Genomic DNA, 11,469 nt, shown 5'->3' on the forward strand with positions numbered 1-11,469 from the left:
CCGGCCACGGGGGCGGACTGTGCGCCCGTCAGCCGTCCGCGCGCGATCTGTCGCCCGGTCAACCGGGCGTCGGGGCCCGCCGGAGGGCCCAGGGGGTGGCGCGCGGGGTCGGCCGCCCTGGCGGTAGGGTGTCGCCGCGCCAACTCTTGGCCGGATCGTGCCAGTTCCGGGCCGGCCGGGCGACGGGCGCCTAGCTGACGTACCGACACAGTCAACAAGGGGGAGGTCTCCGCGTGAGCGAGCACCGCGAGCTAGCCAATGGGGGCAGCGCGTTGCGCGAAGCGCCCGCCGAGGTCTACGAGGTGGGCGCATGAGCGGAAACGCCACGACCGGCTTCTGCCGGGTCACCGTCGTCGCTCCGGACAGCAGGATCGACGTCGCCCTGCCGGAGGACGTCCCGCTCGCGGACATCTACCCCGAGGTGCTGAGGCTCTCCGGGCAGACCCAGGTGGACGGGGCGCCCACGGGCTTCCACCTGGTGCGCCGCGACGGCACCGTCCTCGACAGCGGCCTGCCGCTCTCCGCCCAGCAGGTGCGCGACGGGGACCTGCTGAGCCTGCGCCCGTTCGCGGAGTCGCTGCCGCCGGCCGTCTACGACGACGTGGCCGACGCCATCGCCAAGGCCGTCGAGGCCGACCGCCGGTTCTGGAGCCCCGACCTGATGCGGGCCTTCGGCCTGATCGGCGCCACGGTGCTGCTGGCCCTGCTGGGCTTCGCCCTCTGGTACTCCGACGTGCACCACGACATGTACGGCCTGCCCGGCATCCTCGCCGGCGTCACCGCCGTGGTGCTGGTCGCCTACGCCGGCGTGCGGGCCCGGGTCTACGACGACCACGACGCCGCGCTCGCGCTCGGCCTCGGCGCGCTGCCGCACACCCTGATCGCGGGCTCCGGCATCATCGCCGTCGCCCACCACGGCGACGGCCCCGGCCGCCTGCAGTTCCTGGTCGGCTGCGTGGCCGTGCTGATCGTCGCGGTGCTGCTGGTCGGCCTGCTCCCGGAGAAGGACTCGGTGTTCGTCGCCGCCGCCTTCCTGGCCGGCGCGGGCACCCTCGCGACCTTCGCCGCCGTGCTCCTCCCGGGGACCCCGGCCCGCCACATCGCCGCCGTCACCGGCGTCGCCGCGGTCGCCGCGATCGGCTTCCTGCCCGCCCTGTCGGCCCGCTTCGCCAGGCTGCCGGTCGGCTTCAGCGCCCCCGGCCAGACCCGCACCCGCGGCACCTCCTACGCGGAGGAGACCGACCACGCGGAGACCGTCCAGTACGAGCGGATCGCCCACCAGGCCCGCCGCGGGCACGAGGTGCTGGTCGGCCTGGTCGGCGGCTGCGCGGCCACCGTCGTCGGCGCCTGCGCGGTGCTCGGCTTCAGCGACAGCGCGTCCGGCGAGCTGCTCGCGCTGAGCCTCGGCGTGTCGACCATGCTGCGGGCGCGGCTGTTCCGCTACACCGCCCAGGTCTTCAGCCTGACCGTGGCCGGCCTGGCCGGCCTCGGCCTGCTGATCCTCGGCCTGTCGCTGCACACCCCGCTGTTCCTGCTGAAGTCCGGCGCGACCGCGATCGACCTGCGCACCGTCTGGCTGGCCGCGTCCATCGCGTTCGGCGCCGCGGTGCTCACCGCGATCGCGCTGATCGTCCCCAAGCAGGGCGTCTCGCCGTTCTGGGGCCGTATCCTCGACATGATCGACGGGCTGATGCTGATCTCGCTGGTGCCGCTGGCGCTGGCCGTGCTGAACATCTACGCCCTGGTCCGCGGCGCCACCAGCTGACCGCCGCCGCAGAGCCGTGACCGCCGCCCGCCGGCGCCCCCTGTCCGGGGCGCCGGCGGGCGCTGGTACTCTTGGTCAGTCCGGGCTCTGTCAGATTCTGTGTCGCCTACCAGGATCACCCGGAAACCCCTGAAGGAGTTGCAGTGGCTCTCGACGCCGCCGTCAAGAAGCAGATCATCGCCGAGTTCGGCCAGAAGGAGGGCGACACGGGCTCTCCGGAGGTCCAGGTCGCCATGCTGTCGCGCCGCATCTCGGACCTGACCGGCCACCTCAAGCTGCACAAGCACGACCACCACTCGCGTCGTGGCCTGCTGATCCTGGTCGGCCAGCGTCGCCGCCTGCTGCAGTACCTGGCCAAGAAGGACATCGAGCGTTTCCGTACCCTGGTCGACCGCCTCGGCATCCGCCGCGGCGCCGCCGGCGGCGCTCGCTGAGTACCGCACCGTGGGGCGGCTCCCCTTCCCGGGGGAGCCGCCCTTCGGCACATCCGCGCCGTAGACACCGGTGGATTTCCCCACGCGTGGCAATCACCGGATCGGTAGGGTGTGAATTTGTAAGGTGAAGGGCATGCCCGGTCATGACGGCGACACGACGCCGCAAGAATCCGGGGCAGCTGCACCGGCACCACAAGCGGGCCGCTGGCTTCAAACGGAAGCCGCCCGCACCAGGGGAGCGTCCACACGCGACCACCTACCAGCAGGCCAGAGGCGCCGGTCCTCGGTAGTGGCCCCCGGGAGTCCGACGAACGGACGGCCCGGAGGCTTCGATCGAAGACCGGCCCAGACTGCCCGGGCCATCGGTAGGCAAAGCGCAGGGGCGCTCCTCGGGAAACGTACGAAAGAGGAGATCTTCCAGGTGGAAGAGAACGTGTTCTACGCCGAGGCCGTCATCGACAACGGCAGCTTCGGCACCCGTACCATCCGCTTCGAGACCGGCCGGCTGGCCCGTCAGGCCGCCGGCTCCGCCGTCGCCTACCTGGACGACGACACCATGGTGCTGTCGGCCACCAGCGCCTCCAAGCAGCCGAAGGAGCACTTCGACTTCTTCCCGCTGACGGTGGACGTCGAGGAGCGGATGTACGCCGCGGGCCGGATCCCCGGCTCGTTCTTCCGTCGCGAGGGCCGGCCCTCCGAGGACGCGATCCTCACCTGCCGCCTGATCGACCGCCCGCTGCGCCCGTCCTTCGTCAAGGGCCTGCGCAACGAGATCCAGGTCGTCGTGACGGTCATGGCGCTCAACCCCGACCACCTGTACGACGTGGTGGCCATCAACGCCGCCTCCGCGTCCACCCAGCTGGCCGGCCTGCCGTTCTCCGGCCCGATCGGCGGCGTCCGCGTCGCGCTGATCAGGGGCCAGTGGGTGGCGTTCCCGACCCACAGCGAGCTCGAGGACGCCGTCTTCGACATGGTCGTGGCCGGCCGCGCGCTGCCGGACGGCGACGTCGCGATCATGATGGTGGAGGCCGAGGCCACCACCAAGACGATCAAGCTGGTCGAGGGCGGCGCCGAGGCGCCGACCGAGGAGGTCGTGGCCGCCGGCCTCGACGCCGCCAAGCCGTTCATCAAGGTCCTGTGCGCCGCGCAGGCCCAGCTGGCCGCCCAGGCCGCCAAGCCCACCGGTGAGTTCCCGGTCTTCCTGGAGTACCAGGACGACGTGCTCGCCGCGCTGACCGCCGCCGTCAAGCCCGAGCTGGCCAAGGCGCTCACCATCGCCGGCAAGCAGGACCGCCAGAACGAGATCGACCGCATCAAGGCGATCGCCGCGGAGAAGCTGCTCCCCGAGTTCGAGGGCCGCGAGAAGGAGATCGGCGCGGCCTACAACGCGCTGACCAAGAAGATCGTGCGCGAGCGCGTCATCAAGGACAAGGTCCGCATCGACGGCCGCGGCGTCACGGACATCCGTACGCTGGCCGCCGAGGTCGAGGCCATCCCGCGCGTGCACGGCTCGGCCCTGTTCGAGCGTGGCGAGACCCAGATCCTGGGCGTCACCACCCTCAACATGCTCCGCATGGAGCAGCAGCTCGACACGCTCTCCCCGGAGACGCGCCGCCGCTACATGCACAACTACAACTTCCCGCCGTACTCGGTCGGCGAGACCGGCCGCGTGGGCTCGCCCAAGCGCCGCGAGATCGGCCACGGCGCGCTGGCCGAGCGGGCGATCCTGCCCGTGCTGCCGACCCGCGAGGAGTTCCCCTACGCGATCCGCCAGGTCTCCGAGGCGCTCGGCTCCAACGGCTCCACCTCGATGGGCTCGGTCTGCGCCTCGACCATGTCCCTGCTGAACGCCGGTGTGCCGCTGAAGGCCGCCGTCGCCGGCATCGCCATGGGCCTGATCTCGCAGGAGATCGACGGCGAGACGCACTACGTCACGCTGACCGACATCCTGGGCGCCGAGGACGCGTACGGCGACATGGACTTCAAGGTCGCCGGTACCCGCAACTTCATCACCGCGCTGCAGCTGGACACCAAGCTGAACGGCATCCCGGCCTCCGTGCTGGCCGCCGCGCTGAAGCAGGCCAAGGACGCCCGCCTGCACATCCTCGACGTGATGAACGAGGCCATCGACGCGCCCGACGAGATGTCGCCGAACGCGCCGCGCATCATCACCATCAAGATCCCGGTGGACAAGATCGGTGAGGTCATCGGCCCCAAGGGCAAGATGATCAACCAGATCCAGGAGGACACCGGCGCGGACATCACCATCGAGGACGACGGCACCATCTACATCGGTGCGGTCGACGGTCCCTCGGCGGAGGCTGCCCGTACGACGATCAACCAGATCGCCAACCCGACCATGCCGGAGGTCGGCGAGCGCTACCTGGGCACCGTGGTGAAGACCACGACGTTCGGCGCGTTCGTCTCGCTCATGCCGGGCAAGGACGGCCTGCTGCACATCTCGCAGATCCGCAAGCTCGCCGGTGGCAAGCGCGTGGAGAACGTCGAGGACGTGCTCGCGGTCGGCTCCAAGGTCCAGGTCGAGATCGCCGAGATCGACCCGCGCGGCAAGCTCTCGCTGATCCCGGTCGTCGAGGGCGAAGAGGGCGGCGAGGCCGCGTCCGAGTGACGCTGCCCTAGCTCACCCTGCGGCCCGCACGCCACACGGCGCGCGGGCCGCACCCTGTTGTCTCCCCAGTTCTTACGGAGGTCCACCCGTGGCTCAGGCCTCGGCAGCGAAGCAGCGTCCCGGCACCACCCGGACCCTGCTCAAGGGCGTCGACGGCGCCGGCACGGTGCGCCGCACCGTCCTCCCCGGCGGTCTCCGGGTCGTCACCGAGACCCTGCCCACGGTCCGCTCGGCGACCTTCGGCATCTGGGTCGGCGTCGGCTCGCGGGACGAGACGCCGGTGCTCAACGGCGCCACCCACTACCTGGAGCACCTGCTCTTCAAGGGCACCGAACGCCGCTCCGCGCTGGAGATCTCCGCCGCGCTGGACGCCGTCGGCGGTGAGATGAACGCCTTCACCGCCAAGGAGAACACCTGCTACTACGCGCGGGTGCTCGACACCGACCTGCCGCTCGCCATCGACGTGGTCTGCGACATGCTCACCGGCTCGCTGATCCGCCCCGAGGACGTGGAGGCCGAGCGCGGCGTCATCCTGGAGGAGATGGCGATGGCCGAGGACGACCCGGGCGACGTGGTGCACGACCTCTTCGCCAAGGTCATCTACGGCACCGCCCCGCTCGGCCGCCCGATCCTCGGCACCCAGGAGACCGTCACCGGCCTCACCCGCGACCAGATCGCCGGCTTCTACCGCCGCCGGTACAAGCCCGAGAACCTGGTCGTCGCGGCCGCCGGCAACCTCGACCACGCCAAGGTGGTCCGGCTGGTCGAGCGGGCCTTCGCGCCCGTCCTGGCCAGGTCCACCGGCCACCCGGCCGAGGTACGGCGCGGCGTCAAGGCGGTCCGCACCGCGGGCCGCACCGAGGTGCTCAACCGCCCGACCGAGCAGGCCCACCTGGTGCTCGGCGTCCCCGGCGTGCCCCGCCACGACGAGCGGCGCTGGGCGATGGGCGTGCTCAACGCGGCGCTCGGCGGCGGGATGAGCTCCCGCCTGTTCCAGGAGGTCCGGGAGAAGCGCGGCCTGGCCTACTCGGTCTACTCCTACTCCTCCTCGTACGCCGACAGCGGCCTGTTCGGCATCTACGCCGGCTGCCAGCCCAAGCGGGTCGAGGAGGTGCTGAAGATCTGCCGGGAGGAGCTCGCCCGGGTGGTCGAGGAGGGCATCACCGAGGAGGAGCTGCGGCGCGCGATCGGCCAGCTCTCCGGCTCCACCGTGCTCGGCATGGAGGACACCGGCTCGCTGATGAACCGGATCGGCAAGGCCGAGATCAGCTACGGCCACCACCTGTCGGTGGACGAGATGCTGGAGAAGATCGCGTCCGTCACCCTGGCGGACGTCCACGAGGTGGCCCGTGACGTGCTGGGCGCCCACCGCCCCTCACTCGCGCTGATCGGTCCGATCAACGACCGGCGGGCCGCCAGGCTCGCCGACCTGCTCGCCTGAAGGGACACCCCGAGATGACGCTGCGCGTCGCCGTGATCGGCGCCAACGGCCGGATCGGCTCCGAGGCCGTCAAGGCCGTCGAAGCCGCCCCCGACCTGGAACTGGTCGCCACCCTCGGCCGCGGCTCCGACCTGTCGGAGCTCGGCCGGGCGGGCGCCGAGGTCGCCGTCGAACTGACCCACCCCGACGCCGTGATGGCCAACCTCGACCACTGCCTGCACCACGGCATCCACGTGGTCACCGGCACCACCGGCTGGAACGACGAGCGGCTCGCCACCGTCCGCGGCTGGCTCGACGGAGCACCGTCGACCGGGCTGCTGATCGCCCCGAACTTCTCCATCGGCGCGGTCCTGGCCATGCAGTTCGCCCAGCAGGCGGCCAAGTACTTCGAGACCGTCGAGGTGGTCGAGCTGCACCACGACAACAAGGCCGACGCCCCCTCCGGCACCGCCACCCGCACCGCCCAGCTGATCGCCGCCGCCCGCGACAAGGCCGGCCGGCCGCGCCAGTCGGACCCCACCACCCACGGCCTGCCCGGCGCCCGCGGCGCCGACGTGGACGGCGTCCCGGTCCACTCGGTCCGGCTGCGCGGCCTGCTGGCCCACCAGGAGGTGATGTTCGGCGACGCCGGCGAGACCCTGACGCTGCGCCACGACTCGCTGCACCACCGCTCGTTCATGCCCGGCATCCTGCTCGGAGTGCGCACCGTGGTGGACCGCCCCGGCCTCACCGTCGGCCTCGAACACTTCCTCGACCTGTGAGCCCCCGATGACCTCGCGCACCGGTTTCTTCGTCCTGTCCGCGGCCCTGCTGGTCGTCGCGGCGATGTGCGTCCTCGAAGGCGTCCAGCTGATCGCCACCGGCGAGCCGCTCGGCATCGGCCTGGGCGTCTGCGCCTTCGTGATCCCCGGCATCGGGGTCTGGTTCCTGCGCCAGACCGTCCGCTTCGGCCGCGCCAGCGAGCGGCTCGCCAGGGAACTGGAGGCCGAGGGCGGCCTGCCGGTGGACGAGCTGCGGCGCACCGGCGGCGGGCGGATCGACCGCGCCTCGGCGGACGAGGTGTTCACCCGCCGCAAGGCCGAGGCGGAGGCCGCCCCGCAGGACTGGCGGGTCTGGTTCCGCCTCGCGGTGGCCTACGCCGACGCCGGCGACACGCCGCGCGCCCGCAAGGCCATGCAGCACGCCATCCGGCTGAACCCGGTGTCGTAGGCCCCCGGCCCGACCTCGGTAGGCTTGCCGCCGGCACCGACTTCACCATCTCTGGAGGATCTTCGCGTGAGCGACGACGTGGGCACCGCCCCGCAGTTCCGTAGCGACGTCACCGTGGACCTGGTCCGCAGTGCCGCCGCCGACTCCGACGTGGTCTGGGCCGCCCGGGTCTCGACGGCGGGCGAGCAGTCCCTGGAGGCGCTCCAGCAGGACCCCGAGAAGTCCGCCGGACTGATCAACTTCCTGATGCGGGACCGCCACGGCACCCCGTTCGAGCACAACTCGATGACCTTCTTCATCAGCGCCCCGATCTTCGTCTTCCGCGAGTTCCACCGCCACCGCAGCGGGTGGTCCTACAACGAGGAGTCCGGGCGCTACCGCGAGCTCCAGCCGGTCTTCTACGTCCCCGGCGCCGACCGCAAGCTCGTCCAGGAGGGCCGCCCCGGCCGGTACGAGTTCGTCGACGGCACCGTGAAGCAGCACGCCGTCGTGGCCGAGCAGATGGCCGCCTCCTATCAGGCCTCCTACCGGGCCTACCAGGAGATGCTGGAGGCCGGCGTCGCCCGCGAGGTGGCCCGCGCCGTCCTGCCGGTCGGCCTGTTCTCCTCGATGTACGCCACCTGCAACGCCCGCTCGCTGATGCACTTCCTCTCGCTGCGCACCAAGGCCGAGCACGCCAAGGTGCCGTCCTTCCCGCAGCGGGAGATCGAGATGGTCGCCGAGCAGATGGAGGCCCGGTGGGCGGAGCTCATGCCGCTCACCCATGCGGCCTTCGAGAAGCACGGCCGCGTCGCGCCCTGACCTGGGCGGACAGGCATACGGGCGGGTTGCCGGGCATGTCCGGATTGCAGCTTTTCACCCCGCTCCCTACGCTCAGGACACGGATTCCGGTGCTGCATGAACCCCCGAGCATGCAGCACCGGAATCCCACGTCGTGGCGGTACCCCCACCCCGTCGGCGCCCCCGGCCGGGCAGCCCCCGATGTCCGAACAGTGGACCGAGATGGCTGCCCCCCTGGGGCCTACGAGTAGTTTTGGACCCATGGCTCCGACCTCCACCCCTCAGACGCCGTTCGGCCGGGTACTGACCGCGATGGTGACCCCGTTCACCGCGGACGGCGCCCTCGACCTCGACGGCGCGCAGCGCCTCGCCGCGCACCTCGTCGACGCCGGCAACGACGGCCTCGTGCTCAACGGCACCACCGGCGAGTCCCCGACCACCAGTGACGCCGAGAAGGCCCAGCTGGTCCGCGCCGTGGTGGAGGCGGTGGGAGACCGGGCGCACGTCATCACCGGCGTCGGCACCAACGACACCCACCACAGCGTCGAGCTGGCCCGGCAGGCCGAGGCCGCCGGTGCGCACGGCCTGCTCTCGGTCACGCCGTACTACAGCAAGCCCCCGCAAGAGGGCCTGTACCGGCACAACGTCGCCGTCGCGGACGCCACCGACCTGCCCGTGATGCTGTACGACATCCCCGGCCGCACCGGCGTGCCGCTCAGCCACGAGACCCTGGTCCGGCTCGGCGAGCACCCGCGGATCGTCGCGAACAAGGACGCCAAGGGCGACGTCGGCGCCGCCTCCTGGGCCATCGCGCGCTCCGGACTGGCCTGGTACTCCGGCGACGACATCCTGACCCTCCCGCTGCTCTCGGTCGGGGCCGTCGGCGTGGTCAGCGTGGTCGCCCACGTGGCCACCGCCGAGATGCGCAGCATGATCGAGGCCTTCACGGCCGGTGACAGCGCCAAGGCGCTCGCCGTCCACCAGAGCCTGCTGCCGGTCTTCAGCGGTATGTTCCGCACCCAGGGAGTCATCCTCAGCAAGGCCGCGCTCACCCTCCAGGGCCACCCGGCCGGCCCGCTCCGCCCGCCCCTGGTCTCCGCCACCGACGACGAGATTGCCGTTCTGAGGCAGGATCTGGCCGCCGGCGGGGTACACCTGTAACAGACGAGACGTGCGCGCCCCGGATCGCCGGGCCCCCCAAGGCCCGCCGCTGGACCGGAACGAAGGCGCGAAGGCACAGATGCCTGGCAAGTAGGAAACCAACGACGGACGCACGCCATCTGTCCCAGGGGCGGACCCGGGCATGTGGCGTGCGTCGTGAGGAGAGTCTTTTGAGCCACCCGCACCCTGAACTCGGCGCACCCCCCGCACTCAAGCAGGGCGCCCTGCGCATCACGCCGCTCGGCGGTCTCGGCGAGATCGGCCGCAACATGACCGTGCTGGAGTACGGCGACCGGATCCTGATCATCGACTGCGGTGTCCTCTTCCCCGAGGACGAGCAGCCCGGTATCGACCTGATCCTGCCGGACTTCAGCTACATCCGGGACCGCCTCGACAAGGTCGACGGCATCATCCTGACCCACGGGCACGAGGACCACATCGGTGCCGTCCCGTACCTGCTCCGGGAGAACCCGGACATCCCGCTGATCGGCTCCAAGCTCACCCTCGCCCTGATCGAGGCCAAGCTCGCCGAGCACCGGATCCGGCCGTACGTGCTGGAGGTCGCCGAGGGCGAGCGCGAGCGCATCGGCCCGTTCGACTGCGAGTTCATCGCCGTCAACCACTCCATCCCGGACGCCCTCGCCGTCGCCGTCCGCACCCCCGCCGGCATGGTCGTGGCCACCGGTGACTTCAAGATGGACCAGCTGCCGCTGGACGGTCGCCTCACCGACCTCCCCGCCTTCGCCAAGCTGGCCGAGGAGGGCATGGACCTGCTGCTGGTGGACTCCACCAACGCCGAGGTCCCCGGCTTCATCCCGCACGAGCGGGACATCTCCGCCGCGCTGCGGGGCGTCTTCGCGAGCGCGGAGAAGCGCATCATCGTGGCGTCGTTCGCCAGCCACGTGCACCGCATCCAGCAGGTGCTGGACGCCGCGCACGAGCACAAGCGCAAGGTCGCCTTCGTGGGCCGCTCGATGGTGCGCAACATGGGCATCGCGCGCGACCTCGGCTACCTGAAGGTCCCCGGGAACCTGATCGTCGACGTGAAGACGCTGGACGACCTGCCCGCGGACAAGGTGGTGCTGGTCTGCACCGGCTCCCAGGGCGAGCCGATGGCGGCGCTCTCGCGGATGGCCAACCGGGACCACCAGATCCGGATCGTCGAGGGCGACACCGTCGTCATGGCGTCCTCGCTGATCCCCGGCAACGAGACCGCGATCTACCGCGTGATCAACGGCCTGACCCGCTGGGGCGCCAACGTCGTCCACAAGGGCAACGCCAAGGTGCACGTCTCGGGCCACGCCTCCGCCGGCGAGCTCCTGTACTTCTTCAACATCTGCCGGCCGCGCAACCTGATGCCGGTCCACGGCGAGTGGCGCCACCTGCGGGCCTGCGCGGACCTCGCGATCAAGACCGGTGTTCCGAAGGAGCGCACGGTCATCGCCGAGGACGGCGTCTGCGTCGACCTGGAGAACGGCGTCGCGAAGATCGTCGGCAAGGTCCAGGCGGGCTACGTCTACGTCGACGGCTCCTCGGTCGGCGACGTCACGGAGGCCTCGCTCAAGGACCGCCGCATCCTCGGGGAGGAGGGCTTCATCTCCGTCTTCGTGGTGGTCGACTCGACCAACGGCAAGATGGTCAGCGGCCCGACCATCCAGGCCCGCGGCTCCGGCATCGACGACAACTCCTTCGGCCCCGTGGTGGCCAAGCTGGAGGAGGCGCTCAGCCGCTCCGCCAGCGACGGCGTGCTGGAGGTCCGGCAGGTGCAGCAGCTGGTCCGGCGGACCATCGGCAAGTGGGTGGCGGACAACTACCGCCGTCGGCCGATGATCCTTCCGGTGGTCGTCGAGGTCTGAGGCGGCCTGACCCGGGTCTGACGAGGTCTGGCGCGGTTTGACGCGGGGCAGCTCGGAGCGTAATGTTCTCCGAGTTGCCCCGCGGCCGTTCGGTCGCATGGTTCGGGCCTTCGAAATCAGAGATGGATTCGAATCCGGGCCGGGAAAACAGCCCGAAAAACTCTGCTAGAGTTCGGGAGCGCCGAAAGGCCGAA

General features: G+C 71.0%; 9 protein-coding genes. All 9 read left to right on the forward strand.

Going from position 1 to position 11,469, the window contains the following annotated elements; all coding sequences use genetic code 11:
* Positions 1-310 precede the first annotated feature (310 nt).
* A complete protein-coding gene (gene eccD, locus ACIOFR_RS31925; protein WP_401002722.1) occupies positions 311-1,765 on the forward strand; it encodes a type VII secretion integral membrane protein EccD in 1,455 nt (484 codons plus the stop codon).
* A gap of 143 nt (positions 1,766-1,908) precedes the next feature.
* Positions 1,909-2,199, forward strand: a complete 291-nt coding sequence (rpsO, locus tag ACIOFR_RS31930) for a 30S ribosomal protein S15 (protein ID WP_350643483.1) — start codon at positions 1,909-1,911, stop codon at positions 2,197-2,199.
* A gap of 421 nt (positions 2,200-2,620) precedes the next feature.
* On the forward strand, positions 2,621-4,828 hold the full coding sequence (locus ACIOFR_RS31935) for a polyribonucleotide nucleotidyltransferase (RefSeq protein WP_401002723.1): 2,208 nt from the start codon (positions 2,621-2,623) through the stop codon (positions 4,826-4,828).
* Between the two features lie 88 nt (positions 4,829-4,916).
* Positions 4,917-6,269, forward strand: coding sequence for a M16 family metallopeptidase (locus tag ACIOFR_RS31940; RefSeq protein WP_401002724.1), 1,353 nt, complete (start codon positions 4,917-4,919; stop codon positions 6,267-6,269).
* Positions 6,270-6,283: 14 nt separating this feature from the next.
* Positions 6,284-7,030 (forward strand): 4-hydroxy-tetrahydrodipicolinate reductase, encoded by a 747-nt coding sequence (dapB, locus tag ACIOFR_RS31945; protein ID WP_401002725.1) that lies wholly within the window; start codon positions 6,284-6,286, stop codon positions 7,028-7,030.
* A 7-nt stretch (positions 7,031-7,037) separates the two neighbouring features.
* Positions 7,038-7,478, forward strand: coding sequence for a tetratricopeptide repeat protein (locus tag ACIOFR_RS31950; RefSeq protein ID WP_401002726.1), 441 nt, complete (start codon positions 7,038-7,040; stop codon positions 7,476-7,478).
* Between the two features lie 66 nt (positions 7,479-7,544).
* On the forward strand, positions 7,545-8,279 hold the full coding sequence (thyX, locus tag ACIOFR_RS31955; RefSeq protein WP_401002727.1) for an FAD-dependent thymidylate synthase: 735 nt from the start codon (positions 7,545-7,547) through the stop codon (positions 8,277-8,279).
* Positions 8,280-8,519: 240 nt separating this feature from the next.
* A complete protein-coding gene (gene dapA / locus ACIOFR_RS31960) occupies positions 8,520-9,419 on the forward strand; it encodes a 4-hydroxy-tetrahydrodipicolinate synthase (RefSeq protein WP_401002728.1) in 900 nt (299 codons plus the stop codon).
* A gap of 170 nt (positions 9,420-9,589) precedes the next feature.
* Complete coding sequence (locus ACIOFR_RS31965) at positions 9,590-11,275, forward strand: ribonuclease J (protein ID WP_401002729.1); 1,686 nt, start codon at positions 9,590-9,592, stop codon at positions 11,273-11,275.
* Positions 11,276-11,469 lie beyond the last annotated feature (194 nt).

Source organism: Kitasatospora sp. NPDC088346, assembly GCF_044740765.1.
GTDB lineage: Bacteria > Actinomycetota > Actinomycetes > Streptomycetales > Streptomycetaceae > Kitasatospora.